This is a genomic window from Leyella stercorea (assembly GCF_021531655.1).
This window is the reverse complement of record NZ_JADYUF010000026.1, coordinates 14,889-32,249: the sequence shown is the minus strand read 5'-3', so window position 1 is coordinate 32,249 and position 17,361 is coordinate 14,889. Positions and strand designations below refer to the sequence as shown.

Sequence of the window (17,361 nt, the reverse complement as noted above, 5' to 3'; positions counted from 1 at the left end):
AATCAAAAAGGATAATAAAAACAGGAAAAGTATATGAAAAAGAATATATTTTCATCTATAGCGGTAGCAGGACTGGCACTTCTTACCCTCGGTGCCTGCTCTGATTCTGATTACACAGCTAAGTATCAGGATCCGTCTACCACAAGAACTGCGAGCGTGCCTCAGGTGTTCTCAGGTGTTCTGAAAATGGGTAACACATGGATGAACCCCATGTACTATCGTTACTACTGCCAGATGACTACTTCGGGCATCTTCTCTGGTGTTTTGGGCAGCAACAATGGCAAGGGCCGTTTCCAAGGAGCCGGTGAGCCACGTTACAACGACCGTTGGAAGAATTTCTACGACATGCTCACACAGCATCGTCTGCTGGAAAAGACATACGAAAACCTTCCCGAAATTGAAAAACCAAATGCAAAGGTAATGTTGCTTCTGTCGCGCGCATTGATTGACGGACAGCTTCACGAGATGCTTTCGCTCTTCGGCAGCGTTCCTTTCAACAACAGCTGCACAAGCACCCTTTGGGCTGAGAGCGACTACAACGCCGCCAAGGAGAAGGACAAGTTCGAGGACGACACCAAGCTGTACAAGCAGATTCTGGATGAACTGAAGGAGACTGCCGACTATCTCCACACTGGCGGAGTGAGCGCTGTAGCCCAGACCAACCTCAAGTTGGCTGACATCACAGTAGCCAAAGGCAGCATCGATATGTGGGAAAAGTACGTCAACTCGCTTCGTTTGCGCATCGCTCTCCATCTGTCTACCAACGGTAGCCTGACCGCAGAAGCTCACAACGTTATCAAGGAAATCCTTGAGAACCCGGCAAGCTATCCTGTCATCGACAGCAACGACGAGAACATGGGTGTAACAGCAAGCACCAACAACGACGACTTCAACTTCGGCAAGAGTCTGTCGCAGGCTCTGCACGGTGGCTACACAGTATCGCAGACCTATCTCGACGCGCTCAACGTTCCTGCCAACGGTGTGCCCAGCGCAGCAACCGACCCACGTACTTCGTATCTGCTCGATCCTAACCCCGACGGCGAATACGTTTCGTACGACATAACAAAGTCGAACCAAGAGATTTCAACAATTGCTGCCGACAAGCAGAAGGAGTATCTCGCCAGAACCCCGAAAATCGCTGGTGCAGGCTACTATTGCACACTCGACTCTACCGCTTATGCAGGTGTAAAGGAGTATGAGGGCAACAACAACCTGTTCGGTCTTTGGATTGGTGCAGCTGAGGTTAACCTTACAAAGGCTGAGGCTTATCTGATGGGCTACGGTGTTGCAAAGAGCGAGCAGAAAGCCAAGGCTTGCTTCATTGAGGGCGTTAAGCAGTCGAACGAGTACTATGTAAATCTGAAGACTACAAGTACTCTCTTCAATGCCAACACTGGCAACGACAGCTACAAGAGCCAGCGTTCGCTCACATGGAACGGCGTAAAGGACATCGATACTTATGCCGAGGGCATTTGGGAGCCTACTCAGAAAGCTATCAACACACAGCTCTGGCTCAACTACAGCTGGACCAACTGGCTGGAGGCTTGGAACACCGTTCGCCGTACTGGCTATCCGGAAATTAAGTTTGCCGAGGATGGCATCATGAGCAACTATCCTACTCCTCCTAACCGTCTGCCCTACCCGAGCGACGAGCAGAACTACAACCAGACAAACTACAAGGATGCCGTGTCGAAATATTACGACTCAAACGACACTTACGGCTACTACACTAAGTTGTTCTGGGCTAAGGATGGCAAGTACTACTCTATCGTAGCCAAGCAGTAAACTGATAATACTGGTAATAAACCGAAATAATTAGGATGTGGCATAAGTCGTTGGCTTATGCCACATTTTTATAATAAAAACATTTGTTTATGAACATCATAAAACTTACAACTCTTAGTCTGGCACTCACAGCATCAATTTGCAACGTCAATGCGCAGGACAAGAACGAACAAAGCTTCGTACACGAGCAGTCGGAAGCATCCGACTATGTGTGGCCCGAAGACCATCAGGTGCTGCAAAATCTAAAACATTGGCAGGACCAGAAGTTCGGCGTGCTCATGCACTGGGGACTCTACAGCAAGGCAGGAATCGTCGAGTCATGGTCGATTTGCTCGGAAGACTGGATTCGTCGCGAACGCTTCAACGACTACGAGAAGGACAAACAATGGTACTGGAGCCTTAAAGACAGCCTCAATCCCGTCAAGTTCAACCCCGACCTGTGGGCAGACGTGATGAAGAAGGCTGGTATGAAATATATGATTTTCACCACCAAGCACCACGACGGATTCTGCATGTTCGACTCCAAGTACACCGATTTCTCTATTGCCAACGGTCCGTTTGCCAACAATCCGCGCAAGAACGTGGCTAAGGAGGTGTTCGATGCCTACCGCAAGCAGGGCTTTATGATTGGCTGCTACTTCTCCAAACCCGACTGGCACTCTAAGTGGTTCTGGAACCCTTATTACGCCACTCCGCGCCGCGGCATCAACTACAGCATCAAGCAACACCCCGACTGGTGGCAGAACTACGTTAAGTTCACACAGAACCAACTGTCCGAACTCACCACCGACTACGGCAAACTCGACATGCTGTGGCTTGACGGCGGATGGATAACAGGCGAACAAATCGGACTCGACTCGATTCTCGTTGAAGCACGCAAACGCAACCCCGGACTCATCAGCGTTGACCGTACTATACGTGGAAAGAACGAAAACTACCAGACTCCAGAGCAAGGCATTCCAGCCAAACAGCTCAACATCCCGTGGGAAAGCTGCATAACGCTGAGCCATGCGTGGGGCTACATTCCTGGCGCCAAGTTCAAGTCACCAGCCAAGGTGATTGCCATCCTTTCGGAGATTGTGGCTAAAGGCGGATGTCTGGCGCTCGGCGTTGGTCCTACTCCTGACGGAACTATACAGCCCGAGGTGCAGAAGATACTGCTCAACATAGGCTCGTGGATGAACCGCAACGGTGAAGCTATATATAATACGGTGACAACGCCTCACTACAACGACGGCAAAACGTGGTTTACAGCATCCAAAAACAAGAAGACCATTTATGCTGTGTACGCCATAGAGGACGGCGAGACAGCTCCGCAGACAATCACATGGACCGTCAACAAGCCTAAGGGCAAACTCGTATTGCTCAACACCGGCAAGGCAGTAAAATACACTACCAACGGCGACAAGGTGACTGTAAAGATTCCTGCAGGAACAAAGGCAGAGCCATTGGCGTTCAAGTTTGAGAAGAAATAAAAGTGAAGCAAAGACTTCATATAAACAATAAAAGGGGCGATTCATCACAATCTGCCCCTTTTATATTATAATATAAGGTATAAAGATGTACCATTCATTATAATCAATGGATTTTTTTGATTATCTTTGCAATAAATTATCTAAATATCAACTTAAGAACTAACAATTTACATTTATGAAAATCAAGCGCATATTGTGCTCCATGCTCTGTGCGGCTGCCATTACCGGTGCAGCAGCACAGACTGCTATACCGGGCGAAACCGAGGAGCAGAAAGACAAAAGAATGGAGTGGTTCGACCACGCCAAGTTGGGTATATTCATACATTACGGCATTTACGCTGTCAACGGCGTATCGGAGAGCTGGTCGTTCCACAATAAATATCTGCCATACGAGCAGTATATGGGTCAGTGTAACGGCTTCACAGCCAAGAACTACGACCCTAAAGCATGGCTCGACCTCATCAAGGAGAGCGGCGCTAAGTACGCAGTTCTCACCACCAAGCACCATGACGGTGTGGCTCTGTGGAACACAAAATACAGCGACCTGAACACTATCAAGGCTACAGCAGCCAAGCGCGACATCGTCACTCCGTTCGTTAAGGAAGTGCGCAAGCACGGACTGAAGCTCGGACTCTACTACTCGCTCATCGACTGGTCGCATCCCGACTATCCTAACTTCACACGCACCGAAACCCGTTACAACGTTAAGGACGATCCTGCACGTTGGCAGAAGTTCCTCAAGTTTGACTTCAACCAGCTCGACGAGCTCAATCAGTACAAGCCCGACCTCTACTGGTTTGACGGCGACTGGGAGCAGGATGCCGAGACATGGAACGCCAAGGGAATGTCAGAATTCCTGCGCAAGGCCAACAAGAACGTCATCATCAACTCGCGTATCCAGGGCTATGGCGACTATGCCACACCCGAGCAGGGCGTGCCTGTAGTTCGTCCTGCCGACAAGCATTGGGAGCTCTGCATGACTATGAACGACTCATGGGGCTATCAGCATGCCGACACCAACTATAAGTCGCCCTACATTCTGCTGCGCACATTCGTCGATTGCCTGTCAATGGGTGGCAACATGCTGCTTGACATCGGCCCGAAGGAAGACGGAACCATCCCCGAGGAGCAGGTGGCAATACTCAAAGAGTTCGGCCGCTGGACCAAAAAGCACAAGGAAGCAATCTACGACACACGTGCCGGTATTCCTGCCGAGCACTTCCAGGGCTACACAACCCTCAACAAGGCTGGCGACATCCTCTACCTCTACCTCCCCTACAAGCCTAACGGTCCGATCGAGGTGAAGGGCGTTATGAATAAGGTCAACCGCGTTTGGGTTGTAGGCGACGGCGAAATAATCCAGTCGAAGGTCTACAACAAAAACTATTGGAGCGAAGTTCCAGGCAATCTCTACATCAATGTGCCTGAGCGTTCACTCGACCCAATGATAACCGTAGTAGCAGTATTGCTCGATGGCCCGATAAAGCTCTATCGCGGAGCTGGTAAGGTTATTGAGAGTAACTAAAAAAACAACAAAGCCCCAAACCACCCACAAAGCCCTACCCCCGGCCCCTCCCCCGTAGGGAGGGGAGCGGTATGAACCGACTACTAATAGTAAGAACAAAAAGCCCCCCTAATATTCCCACAAAATCATATCACTCCCCTCCCTACTGGGGAGGGGCCGGGGGTAGGGCTTCTATTTTTTTATCTTATGAAACATTTCCATTTCCCCCATATTTCCCTATCTTCCATTTTCTCCTTTATCTTCCTCTTCGCCCTTTCCTCACACGCTGCCAACCATAAGGAGTACGCAGCAAAGGGCAGCAAAACGATAAAGGTATTCGAAAAGACAAACATTCATTATGCTCCGTCGAAGCTTGAAGGCTTTAATGCAGCCGATGCTGACGGCATAATACGTCTTGTCAACGGACGTATAATTTTGAAGAAAATCAACGTTCCGCACTACGAACGCAACGTCAAGGTGTACTTGAAGACTACCGTAGCATCCAACGGCGACCGCTGGGACAAGTCGGGCTCGGTGTTCGTACTGCCCAAGAAGTCGGCTATCAACCTTATGACCATAGCCCAGGGCAAGAACAAGTTTCCTGCTGTTGACGCTTCAAAGCACGAGAAGCTGGTCGGTATCGTAGCCGGCAAGGACTATCTGCCTACTGTTGAGTTGATGCGTTTTATGACTCCATTCGGTGTAGGACATTTCAGCGGCAAGGACGACAAGCTCTCAGCAAAGCGCCGCCCAGTGTACATTCCGAAGTGGGCAGACTGCGTAGAGTGGCAGCAGGACATCACCGACCGCTACGCTGAGCTTGAAGGCGAGGCTTACGTGGGCGTATTTATCGACACATGGACCGATGAGGGCTATCTGGCAAGCGTCGAACTGCGTTTCAAGGAAAGCCCTATAAGCTGCGACCCTATGCCCCGTACTCACGTATTGCCACTCGTCAACACAGTATATTATATTGGTCAGGAGTATCCCGACATCTTCGCTCGCAAGCCGCTCGTAGCCGACTTCAATCTGCCTAAGGGTGCCAAGAACGTCAAGTTGAAGTATATCGTAACAGGACATGGCGGTCATGATGGCGGCGATGAGTTCACTCCGCAGGAGAATGTTCTGTCTATTGACGACAACGAGGTGTATAAGTTCACTCCGTGGCGCGACGACTGCGCATCGTTCCGCCGCTTCAATCCCGGTACAGGCGTATGGCTCGAAAAGCGCATTGCTTCATACATAGGCCCTGACGGCAACTATACTGAGAAGGAAATAGAAGAACCTGTAGGTTCGTCAGACTTTTCACGCTCCAACTGGTGTCCTGGCTCAGATGTCGCTCCAGAGGAAATACCTCTCAATAGCATTACTCCTGGCCGCCACACTCTCAGCATTGCCATTCCAAAGGCTCAGCCCATCAAGGGCAACGAGATGAACCACTGGCTCGTTTCAGCATATCTGGTTTGGGAAGAATAATATAAAAACGGAACGTCGGACTCCCGTCCGCCGTTCCGTTTTATTTTCACTCATCGAATCAATATTCGATGTTCTTTATTTCACTTCAAACTTTCCGTTCTGGTCTACCACATAGCGCTTGCCTGTTCCGCCAACAAGAACACTGGCTGTGAACTGTGTGGTTGTAGCCTCAAGCTCTACGTTGCTGCCCTTCGGCAATGTAGCAAGGTCAGCATCGGTCAATCCGAGCGAGGCTGGCGAACTGGTGTAAGCACCTGTCTTCTCACGCTTCTCAAACTGAGCATGGAACATCGCCCACAGCAATTTGTAAGCCTCCATGTTGTACGGACAGCGGAACTCGTCGGCACCTGTGCCTACAACTTTGTCGGAGAACTGCAAGAATCCCCACTGATTAGGCGCATGCATGTTGATTTCGCCAGTAGGAGTCCACACCCAGTTTTCCTCAGGTCCGCCCTTCTTCAGCCATTCCACACGCGAGAAGTTCAGTCGCCAGATGTTTCCGGCAACAAGCGGATTGGTGAAGTTGCGGGTAATAGCCTTGTGCGGAATAGCCATCTCCACGGTCCATGAGCGGTCCTTGTCCTTAGGCTTATTGAGCGTACCGTCGTGATTAACGGCGAGCTTCAGTCCCGGACAATCCCACTGAACGTAGAAGTTGCCGCCCGAACGATAGGCACGGTCGAGCATAAGGTCGAACACAACGCCACGTGCGTTGTTCTCAATCTCGAAATAGCACTGTCCGTCGCCAGTAGGGTCGAGGAACACCTCGAAGTCGTTGTCGTGATAGATGATAGTATCGCGCTGCGTGAGGTTAGCCACGATGTTGGGTTCCTCCATCACAGCCGACACGTACAGATATTCGTCGTCCCACATCATTCGGGCCTTGGTGTCGTAAATAGGCTTGGGAAATCCGTCGCCGCTGATGTCGACAAACGACTCCGTGTCGGCAGCCTTTGCCCACGACTTTTCGTTGAGCTTGCCGTCAATCTTAATCTTCTCGTTAGTACGACAGCACACATAATGTCGTGGAGTAGACAGTCGCTGGGCATATTTCTTGAGCAGTCCGTCCTGAGCAGAAGCGGGCATAGCGAAGGCAAAAGCAAGAGCTATTGCCGAAAGAATTGATTTGTTCATTTAATTATTAGTTTATTATAATTAGTTATAGGTTGAAATTTGAAAGTTGAAAATTGAGAATTGAGAGTTGAGAATTTGAAGTTGAGAATTGAGGGTTGAGAATTGAGAGTTATGATATGCTTTGTCATTAAAACATAAAGCCGAATATTAATCCTTGGTGATCATAATTTTCAACTCTAAATTATAAACTCTCAACTATATGCAAATCATAACTCTCAACTTTCAACTCTCAACTATCAACTGTTTATCCATATTACTTCTCCAGCAGGTCGGGACGCAGACGCTTGGTGCGTTCCATAGCCTGCTCCATTTCCCAGTTCTTGATTTTGGCCTCGTTTCCGCTCAGCAATATGTCGGGTACTTTCCATCCCTTGTAGTCGGCAGGGCGTGTATAGATAGGAGCCGACAGAAGGTCGTCCTGGAAGCAGTCGCTCAGCGCACTCTGCTCGTCGCCTATCACGCCCGGCACAACGCGCACAATAGCGTCTGCCATGACTGCTGCAGCCAGCTCGCCACCCGTCAGCACGTAGTCGCCGATGCTTATCTCGCGAGTGATGAGATGGTCGCGCACACGCTGGTCGATACCCTTGTAGTGTCCGCAGAGTATGATGATGTTGCCCTTGAGCGAAAGGTCGTTGGCTATGTGCTGGTCAAACTGCTCGCCGTCGGGCGAAGTATAGATTATCTCGTCATAATCGCGCTCTGCCTTCAGAGCCGATATACAGCGGTCGATGGGTTCGCACTGCATCACCATACCTGCAAATCCTCCGTAAGGATAGTCGTCTACACGGCGCCATTTGTCAGCCGAGTAGTCGCGCAGATTGTGCAGGTGAATTTCTGCCAGACCCTTCTTCTGGGCACGGGCAAGTATCGATTCGTTTACGAAGCCCTCAAGCATTTCGGGCAATACGGTTATTATGTCTATTCTCATACGTGCAAATTTACATAATTTAGTTCATCCGACCAACATTTCTGCCAACTATCTATAAAACATTGCCATTCAAGCCCCCTGTTGTTTGGCAGATAGAATAATTCGGCGTACCTTTACACCTGCATTCAACCCAATATATTCTACGTACAAAGAAATGAATCCTAACATTGACAAGCAACTTGCAAGCCGCATCCGCCAGCTTGCCGACAAATACGAAACGGCAGATTTCCTCGCCGCCGACCCAAGCTCCTTCATGCACCGCGTGGCGGGAGCGGCTAATCAGGAGGCAATGGCATTCATAGCCTCGTGCCTAAGTTACGGCTCGCGCAAGCAGTTCTTCCCCAAGATACAGTTCGTGCTCGACGCTTCGGGAGGCGAGGTTGACCGCTGGGTACGCTCGGGCGAATGGCAGAACGACATAGCCAACACCGCCGAATGCTTCTATCGCCTGTACACACGACACGACATGTGCTGCCTGCTTGCCGCCTATAGCCGCATGCTCAACAGCTACGGCAGCATGAAGGCATACGTGGCAAGCCATGCAACGACGGGAATTGAAGCCGTGGAAGCCATCTGCCGATACTTTGCCGAGCAAGGAGCCAGCAAGATTGTGCCCAAGAACACAGCGTCGGCATGCAAGCGCGTGTGCATGTTTCTGCGATGGATGGTGCGGTCAGATTCTCCAGTCGACCTTGGATTGTGGGCCGACATCATCAGCCGCCGTTCGCTCATCATGCCGCTCGACACACACGTTGTGCAGGAAAGTCTGCGAATGGGGCTGCTCAACAGTCGCACAGCCTCAATGTCGACAGCCCGACGACTTACCGACGCAATGCTCGAAATATTCCCCGACGACCCGACAAGGGGCGACTTCGCATTGTTCGGTCTGGGTGTAGACGAAGAAAAAGAACAACAATAATAACTAAAAACAAACAGCAAATGAAAAAGACAATTACACTATTCTGCCTGCTCATGCTCGTGCTTGTACCGGCTCCGGCACAGGTACGCCGGACAATCGCCGTACTGGGCGACTCGTATTCTACATTCCAGGGATTCATTCCCGAAGGCAACGCTATATGGTACTACTCGCCTGCCAACAAGAAGCAGACCGACGTGGAGCGCGTAGAGCAGACATGGTGGTGGCAGGTGATAAAGCAGGGAGGCTACAAGATGGGGATGATCAACGCCTACTCGGGTGCCACTATATGCAATACGGGATATGACGACGCCGACTTCAGCGACCGCTCGTTCGTGACCCGATGCCGCAATCTGGGCAATCCCGACATCATACTCATCTGCGGAGCCACCAACGACTCATGGGCTGGAGTGAAGATGGGCGAATACCAGTACGGCGACTGGCGACGTGCCGACCTCTACTACTTCCGCCCTGCCATGGCAAAGATGCTCAACGACATACGCCTGTACTATCCAAACGTCGACGTTTACTTCATCCTTAACAGCCAGCTCAAGGACGACATAAACAAGTCGGTTGACGAAATATGCCGCCACTACGACGTGCCCGTAATCAAACTCAAGGACATCGACAAGAAGAGCGGACACCCGTCGATAAAGGGAATGAAAAGCTTTGCCGAACAAGTTCTTAAGGCTATCAAATAAGGAAAACCTCTGATTTACAAAGCCTTAAACACTTAACATTCCACCCACATAACACTTAACATTTAGCACTTAACATTTACATTTTAAAAAGGAGTCCTTTTGCCCTTCAAAAGGGGTCCTTTTGCACCTCAAAACGAGTCCTTTTGGATAGCAAAACGAGTCCTTTTGCAACCCAAAAGGACTTCTTTTGTTTTTTATCTGTTCCGTTCTTCTGTTTTTATCTTCGATTTTAGCAATCATTATTTATTTACAACACCCGTTGCTTTGCGCTTTAAAATTAATCAACTAACTTTGCAACAGTTTAAACTTTATTATTTAAAACTCATTAATTGATATATCAAAACACTATGGAAAAGAAAAAGCTCATTACTGGGATAGTAGCGGGTGTGATTGGATTGGCACTCGTTGGCACAATAGCCTATCTTTATGTCAACCTTGACAGCCAAAGAAAAGAAAACAAGGCAATGCAGGAACTCGCCGACCTCGACAAGAAGGAGATGGAGAACGAGTACCAGCAGTTTGCCAACCAATACAGCGAGATGAAGACGCAGATAACCAACGACTCCATCGTAGCACAACTCACAGCCGAGCAGGAGAAGACCGAACGACTGCTCAAGGAACTGCAGGACACCAAGTCGAGCGACGCTCGCGAGATAGCACGCCTCAAGAAGGAACTGGCTACAGTACGCGCCGTATTGCGCAGCTATGTCATCGAGATCGATTCGCTCAACCGACTCAACCAGAACCTCACCGCCGAGAACACTCGAATCAAAGGACAATACAACGAAGCGACCCGACAGATTGAGGGACTCAACACCGAGCGCGCAACGCTCTCGGAGAAAGTGGCGATTGCAGCGCAGCTCGATGCCACCGGCATCTCGATGCAGCTGAAGAACAAGCGCGGCAAGAATACCGACAAGACTTCAAAGTGTACAAACATACAGGTTAACTTCACCATAGCCAAGAACGTGACAGCACGGAACGGACAGAAGACATTCTACGTGCGCATAACCACTCCTGCCGGAACAACACTCGGAGGTGGCGCATCGTTCAACTATCAGAACCGCTCGCTCGAAGCCACAATGCACAAGACTGTCGAATACGGCGGACAGGAAATGGCTATAACCACATATTGGAACGTGTCGCAGTCACTGCTTGCCGGAACCTATCAGGTAAGCATTTTCGCCGACGGCAACATGATTGGCTCACGCAGCTTCACATTCAAGTAAGCCACCGAGGCTGACAAGCCATACACTCCAACTAACAAAGAAAGATGAAACACAAGTTATTAATATTGGCCCTTACTACGCTTGCCACAAGCGCTCAGGCACAACAGACGCTGACACTCGACAGTTGTCGCGCAATGGCATTGCGCAACAACAAGACCCTGTCGGCATCACGCCTGCAGCTCGACATGGCTCGCTACAACAAGAAAGCGGCCAAAACAAAGTATCTGCCGCACATAAGTGCACTCGGCGGCTACGAACTGACAAGCCGCGAGATATCACTACTCAGCAAAGACCAGAAGTCGGCACTCGCCAATGCAGGCACCAACACCACCGGTGCGCTGCACAACGACATTGCCGGTGCTCTGACAAACCTTGCCCAGCAAGGCATACTCACACCCGAACAGGCATCCAATCTCGGAGGCATGTTCGGACAGGTGGGCTCTAAGATAGGCGAAGCCGTCAACCATGTAGGACAGAACATCGTTGACGCTTTCCGCACAGACACACGCCAGATGTACGCCCTCTCGGTCATGCTCACACAACCTGTTTATATGGGTGGAGCCATAATAGCAGCCAACCGCATGGCTGCCATAGGCGAAGAGATGGCACAGAACAACATCGAAGCCTCGACGCAAAACACGCTGCACTCAATCGACCAGGCTTACTGGACTGTAGTGTCTGTACACCATAAGAAGCAGTTGGCAGAAAGCTATCTGTCTGTAGTGAAGAAACTCGACGACGATGTGAGCAAGATGATACGCGAGGGAGTGGCCACACGAGCCGACGGACTGAAGGTGGACGTCAAGGTGAACGAGGCTGAAATGTCGCTGACACAGGCCGAAAACGGACTCGCTCTCGCCAAGATGCTGCTCTGCCAATTGTGTGGCATGGATGTCGACTCAGACATTACACTTGCCGACGAGAACGCCGACAACATAGTAGAGCAAGCCGACGACGCTCAAGCCGACCGCGCTGTGGCTATGGAGAACCGCCCCGAACTGAAACTTCTGCAGAATTCTGCCGACATGAGTCGCCAAGCCACCAAGCTGGTGCGCGCCGCTTATCTGCCACAGGTACTTCTTACCGGCGGATATGTAGCCACCAATCCCAATGTCTTCAACGGATTTGAACGCAAACTCTCGGGCATGTGGAATGTCGGAGTGATGGTGCGTGTGCCGTTGTGGAACTGGATGGAGGGCACATACAAGGTGCGCGCAAGCCGCATTGCCACAACTATCGTCGAACTCGAACGCGACGACATCCGCGAGAAGATTGATCTGCAGGTGAGCCAAAGCCAATTCAAGGTGAAAGAAGCCAACCGCCGTCTGGCTATGGCAATAAAGAACGTGGAGAACGCTGAGGAAAACCTGCGTTGCGCCAACCTCGGATTCAAGGAGGGCGTAATACCCACTACCGACGTAATGGCTGCACAGACAGCATGGGTGCAGGCACAATCGCAGAAGATAGACGCCGAAGTAGACGTAAAAATGAGTCAAGTTAACTTAAAGAAGGCACTCGGTGTCTTGCAATAACAACACACATTATATATTATTATGTCAGAAAAATCGCAACATAAGAACATACTTATCACCATAGCATGCTCAACAGCTGTGGTGGCAGCAGTAGCTATCATCGGTTCGCTGTCGCTCAAACAAGAGCCTGAAACAATACAGGGACAGGTGGAAGTGTCTGAATATCGCGTATCGAGCAAGGTGCCCGGACGCATTCTTGAACTCCGTGTCAAGGAGGGCGACTATGTCAACGTAGGCGATACGCTTGCCATTCTCGACGCTCCAGAGGTGCGCGCCAAGATGACTCAGGCACAGTCGGCAGAGAACGCCGCTTCGGCTATGGACGAAATGGCAAACAACGGCGCACGCAAGGAACAGGTGCATGCCGCATTCGCCGTATTGCAGCAGGCCAAGGCTGGTCTGGACATTGCACAGAAGTCGTACAATCGTGTACAGCGTCTGTTTGACGAGGGCGTGATGACAGCCCAGAAGCGCGACGAGGCATTTGCCAACTACAAGGCTATGGAGGCTCAGGTGAAGGCCGCACAGAGCCAGTACGACATGGCAGTCAACGGTGCACGTATGGAAGAGAAGAAGGCTGCAGCCGCACAGGTGAACCGTGCTAAGGGCGCAGTGGCCGAAGTCAGCTCTTACATCAACGAAACCATGCAGATAGCACAGATGGCTGGCGAAGTGAGCGATGTCTATCCGAAGGTGGGCGAGCTCGTTGGAACAGGTTCGCCGATTATGTCAATATCAATAATGAACGACCTCTGGGGAACATTCAACGTTCGTGAAGACCAGCTCAACGGTATGACAGTAGGCAGCGAGATTAAGGCTTTCGTTCCGGCATACAACCGCGAGATCCGTATGAAGGTTTACTACATCAAGGACCAAGGCTCGTACGCCGTATGGAAGGCCACCAAGTCGAACGGACAGTACGACCTCAAGACATTCGAAGTGAAGGCCCGACCGATTGACAAGATTGAAGGTCTGCGCCAGGGAATGTCATTGGTGCTGAAGAAGTAAAAAAGGCATCTCCCCCAACCCCTCCCCCGTAGGGAGGGGAGAGATGTGTTTAGTTATAATAAGTCGGAACATATAGCTCCCCTCCCTGCTGGGGAGGGGCTGGGGGTAGGGCTTTTCTCTTTCCGATAGATTATCTCATAAACGATTCCCCAAATCATTTTTGTTAATGTCTTTCACCAAACGAATCATACAAATATTCTTACGCGAGTGCCGCCGACTGAAGGAAAATCACATATATCTATTCTCAATGGTGATTTTCCCGATATTCGTGACCTTCTTCTTCACGTCGCTCATGAACGAAGGACAGCCGCAAGACATGCCTGTAGGCGTTGTCGACCTTGACAACTCAGCCACAACGCGCAAGCTGACACGTATGCTCGACTCGTTCCAATCGACAAAGGTGGTGGCACACTACCCCAATTTCGAAGAGGCACGACTCGCTATGCAGCACAACGAAATATACGGTTTCCTGTATTTTCCACAAGGCACCACAGCCGACCTATTGGCTTCGCGACAGCCCAAAGTGTCATACTACTACAGCTACGCTTCGCTGACAGCAGGCTCACTCGTGTTTAAAGACCTCAAGACCGTAACCACTCTCGGCACGGCAGGTGTTGGCAAATCGGTGATGTCAGCCAAAGGTTACACCGACAATCAGATTGCAACATTCCTACAACCCATCGCCATCGACCTGCATCCCGTAGGCAATCCGTGGGTGAACTACAACATTTACCTCTCAACGATGCTCGTTCCGACGTGTCTGTTGCTGTTCATTTTCCTCGTCACCGCCTACTCTATGGGCTCAGAGCTGAAGATGGACACGGCACGCGAACTCATGAAGTGCGCTGGTGACAATCCGTTTGTTGCCATAATAGGCAAGATGCTGCCACACACAATCATATGGCTCATCATCATGCTGGGCTATCTGTACTACACGTTCGGCATCCTCGACTTCCCACATCCGGGCGGTTGGGGCAGCATAATAGGCTTGGGCGTGCTTACAGTATTGGCATCGCAGGGTTTCGGCGTATTCATGTTCGGACTGTTCCCTTCAATGCGAATGGCAATGAGTATGTGCTCGCTGTGGGGCGTACTGAGCTTCTCAATGGTAGGAACAGCCTTCCCTATTCTTGCTATGGATCCTGCTCTGCAATCGTTGGCACAACTGTTTCCCATGCGCCACTTCTTCGTAATATACGAGATAGTGGTGTTCGGAGGCAATCCGTGGACCGATGTGGCACTCAACGCAGCCGCACTCACTCTGTTTGCCTGCGCTCCCGTGTTTGTAATCATGCGATTGGGCAAGGCTCTGAGAGAATATGTATATTTGGAGTAAAACTGTATTTAGATGAACAAGATAAGAACTTTCTGGGAAGACACGGCCAGAGTATGGCTTCACGAGATGCGCGACATGTTCAAGGACGAGGGCGCGCTGCTCTTCGTGATACTTTTGCCCTTAGCCTACCCTATACTCTACTCGTGGATATACAACAACGAGGTGGTGCGCGACGTGCCTGTGGCGGTGGTTGACAATTCGCATAGTCAGACGAGCCGCGAATTCGTTCGCCACGTAGATGCATCGTCCGACGTTCGTGTGGCAGCCTACTGCAACAACCTTGAGGAGGCAAGCCTACTCGTGGGCAAGCAGGAAGTGTACGGAATAATACTTCTGCCCGAAGACTTCGATCGCAACCTCGGACGCATGCAGCAAGCCCACGTCAGCGTGTATTGCAATATGGGACTGATGCTTACCTATAAGGCTATATTCCAGACCTGTACAGCTGTGGCTGCCGATATGAACTCGCACATTCAGATAGCGTTGTCGGGCAACTACACAAACCGCGACGACCAGCTTACAACACAGCCTATGCAGATTACCGACGTGCCTATATTCAACAATACAGGTGGCTATGGCAACTTCATATTGCCAGGCGTTCTGGTGCTCATCATACAACAGGTGATGCTCCTTGGCATAGGTATTGCCTACGGAACATCGCACGAGAAGCGCCGCTTCGTACGCCTCATACCAATGTACGAACGCCGTTTCGGACTGGCACGCATCATGGTTGGCCGCATAATGGGATTCTTTGTGCTCTTCCTGCTCATCGCAGCATGGGTATTGCTGGCGGTTCCACGGCTGTTCCATTTCGTGCAGATACTACACGCACGCGACTTTGCACTATTCGTAGTACCTTATCTACTGTCGTGCATAGGCTTTGCCATCACCTTCTCTTACTTCGTGCGCAAGCGCGAGAATGTGATGTTGCTCGTAGTGTTCACCTCCGTGCCATTCCTCTTCATGTCGGGCGTATCGTGGCCCAAGAGCAATATACCCGAAATGTGGCAATGGTTCTCATGGCTGTTCCCGTCTACATTCGGCATTCAGGGATTCGTCAAGCTGAACACAATGGGTGGAGTGTTCGGCGACATTCTGCCCGAAATCAAGGGCCTATGGATGCAAGCCATCGTTTACGGAGCATTGGCTACCTTAGTGACACGTTGGCAAGTAAGACGAGTTATGGAGAAATAAGAGTTTGCCGGAATAAAAACAAATAGGCAAACAAATAGCATAGATATAGAGGGTGTGCAAAAGTCACAGCAGTACGAGCCCATAGCCCAGGGCCGCTCGGCTCTGCCGCTTGCCTAAGCAAGAACACCCTGGGTAAAAGTATCACAAATACCAATGCGCCCTGCAAGGGCAAAAGCGTTAATTATCAATGCTTTTGCCCTTGCAGGGCGTTTTGCTATTTTCCTTCCGTACACCCAAGGCGCTGCCCTGGGCTATGTGCTTTTTGGGCTTTCAGCCCGCTTTGTTTGACTTTTGACACATCCTCTGTAGAAGTTATAGAATTTAAAGCCGTATGTCTTATAGCTGGATATTCAGCAAAAAGGGTAATGGCTATAAATTCTAGCGACCGTAGGGAGCGCTAACCTCTTTAACTTCTGAATTCTATGAACTTGCTAAAGTTCAGTTAAATATATTATAGAAGTGTTATCTGTAAATATTCTATGAATTCACTTTATTCAAACACCACATCACCGAAGAAGTCGGGACGATGGAAGTCGGGCTTAGGCAGGTCGATTGGGAAGAGCGAGAGGAAGTGAGGATGAGGCAGCATGTCGCCACACTTATACACATTGCCCTTCACGTGCAAGCCGTCGAAGCTCTTAAGATTATGACGATAGTAAGCCTCAACGGGCACAGCCAGACACAACTGCCATGTACGCTCACCCTCAATGTTGTCGAACGGCTCACGACCCATTGTCGACCAGCGCTGCACCTTGTCAAGAACAGCCTGCTGAGCACGCTCGCGTCCCTCACGACTGGGACCGAAACCGATGAGCAATGTGCCGGCTGCGTTGCACTCCATATTATAATAGGTGCCGTCAGCGACTGGCGAGAGGAACAGTTCGCAGCACGAATCCTCCCAAACGTTGCCATCGTCGTGCGGTGCAACGGCACGCACGCACTCCTCAGTGACGCGATAGTTGATGAGCAGCTGGCTGCCATTGTGAGCCATACGCACCTCAAACTTCGGCTTGTAGGAGAAATCGGCAGCCCAACAGTGGTTGTCTACCTGAACGAACTCAATTTGAGCCTCGTCCATAATACGGCAAATCTCAGCCGCCTCGACCGAGGCAGCTGAGATTTTCTTTATGTTCAATGCTT

General features: G+C 50.5%; 15 protein-coding genes. 12 read left to right on the top strand and 3 right to left on the bottom strand.

Annotated features, from left to right (window positions below; translation table 11 throughout):
• The first annotated feature begins 33 nt into the window (after positions 1-33).
• The 4 genes from I6E49_RS08775 (at position 34) to I6E49_RS08760 (ending at position 6,240) form a co-directional block, all read left to right on the top strand.
• The gene (locus I6E49_RS08775) at positions 34-1,785 is read left to right on the top strand and encodes a SusD/RagB family nutrient-binding outer membrane lipoprotein (protein WP_235401869.1); all 1,752 of its coding nucleotides are present in this window, start codon (positions 34-36) and stop codon (positions 1,783-1,785) included.
• Between the two features lie 89 nt (positions 1,786-1,874).
• The gene (locus I6E49_RS08770; RefSeq protein WP_235401868.1) at positions 1,875-3,260 is read left to right on the top strand and encodes an alpha-L-fucosidase; all 1,386 of its coding nucleotides are present in this window, start codon (positions 1,875-1,877) and stop codon (positions 3,258-3,260) included.
• Positions 3,261-3,462: 202 nt separating this feature from the next.
• Complete coding sequence (locus I6E49_RS08765) at positions 3,463-4,785, top strand: alpha-L-fucosidase (protein WP_374685178.1); 1,323 nt, start codon at positions 3,463-3,465, stop codon at positions 4,783-4,785.
• Between the two features lie 186 nt (positions 4,786-4,971).
• On the top strand, positions 4,972-6,240 hold the full coding sequence (locus I6E49_RS08760; protein ID WP_235401866.1) for a PNGase F N-terminal domain-containing protein: 1,269 nt from the start codon (positions 4,972-4,974) through the stop codon (positions 6,238-6,240).
• 75 nt (positions 6,241-6,315) lie between these two features.
• On the opposite strand, the gene I6E49_RS08755 is transcribed toward I6E49_RS08760, so the two are convergent.
• A complete protein-coding gene (locus I6E49_RS08755; protein WP_235401865.1) occupies positions 6,316-7,374 on the bottom strand; it encodes a carbohydrate-binding family 9-like protein in 1,059 nt (352 codons plus the stop codon).
• A 253-nt stretch (positions 7,375-7,627) separates the two neighbouring features.
• The gene (trmD, locus tag I6E49_RS08750) at positions 7,628-8,305 is read right to left on the bottom strand and encodes a tRNA (guanosine(37)-N1)-methyltransferase TrmD (protein WP_235401863.1); all 678 of its coding nucleotides are present in this window, start codon (positions 8,303-8,305) and stop codon (positions 7,628-7,630) included.
• 154 nt (positions 8,306-8,459) lie between these two features.
• Between trmD and I6E49_RS08745 the strand changes: the two genes are divergently transcribed.
• The 8 genes from I6E49_RS08745 to I6E49_RS14460 all read left to right on the top strand — a co-directional run bounded on the left by I6E49_RS08745 (position 8,460) and on the right by I6E49_RS14460 (position 16,509).
• Positions 8,460-9,224, top strand: coding sequence for a TIGR02757 family protein (locus tag I6E49_RS08745; RefSeq protein ID WP_235401862.1), 765 nt, complete (start codon positions 8,460-8,462; stop codon positions 9,222-9,224).
• Between the two features lie 20 nt (positions 9,225-9,244).
• Entirely contained in the window at positions 9,245-9,922 is a 678-nt protein-coding gene (locus tag I6E49_RS08740) for an SGNH/GDSL hydrolase family protein (protein ID WP_235401861.1), read from the top strand.
• A 347-nt stretch (positions 9,923-10,269) separates the two neighbouring features.
• Positions 10,270-11,151 (top strand): hypothetical protein, encoded by an 882-nt coding sequence (locus I6E49_RS08735; RefSeq protein ID WP_235401860.1) that lies wholly within the window; start codon positions 10,270-10,272, stop codon positions 11,149-11,151.
• Between the two features lie 44 nt (positions 11,152-11,195).
• Entirely contained in the window at positions 11,196-12,683 is a 1,488-nt protein-coding gene (locus I6E49_RS08730) for a TolC family protein (RefSeq protein ID WP_235401859.1), read from the top strand.
• Between the two features lie 21 nt (positions 12,684-12,704).
• A complete protein-coding gene (locus tag I6E49_RS08725; RefSeq protein ID WP_235401858.1) occupies positions 12,705-13,691 on the top strand; it encodes an HlyD family secretion protein in 987 nt (328 codons plus the stop codon).
• Between the two features lie 166 nt (positions 13,692-13,857).
• A complete protein-coding gene (locus tag I6E49_RS08720; protein ID WP_235401857.1) occupies positions 13,858-15,027 on the top strand; it encodes an ABC transporter permease in 1,170 nt (389 codons plus the stop codon).
• A gap of 12 nt (positions 15,028-15,039) precedes the next feature.
• On the top strand, positions 15,040-16,221 hold the full coding sequence (locus I6E49_RS08715; RefSeq protein WP_235401856.1) for an ABC transporter permease: 1,182 nt from the start codon (positions 15,040-15,042) through the stop codon (positions 16,219-16,221).
• 153 nt (positions 16,222-16,374) lie between these two features.
• Positions 16,375-16,509 carry a hypothetical protein gene (locus I6E49_RS14460; protein WP_262911536.1) on the top strand — a complete coding sequence of 45 codons (135 nt, stop codon included), beginning with the start codon at positions 16,375-16,377 and terminating at the stop codon, positions 16,507-16,509.
• Between the two features lie 202 nt (positions 16,510-16,711).
• Here I6E49_RS14460 and I6E49_RS08710 read toward each other — a convergent pair whose 3' ends face one another.
• Positions 16,712-17,356 (bottom strand): carbohydrate-binding family 9-like protein, encoded by a 645-nt coding sequence (locus I6E49_RS08710; RefSeq protein ID WP_262911535.1) that lies wholly within the window; start codon positions 17,354-17,356, stop codon positions 16,712-16,714.
• Positions 17,357-17,361: the final 5 nt, after the last annotated feature.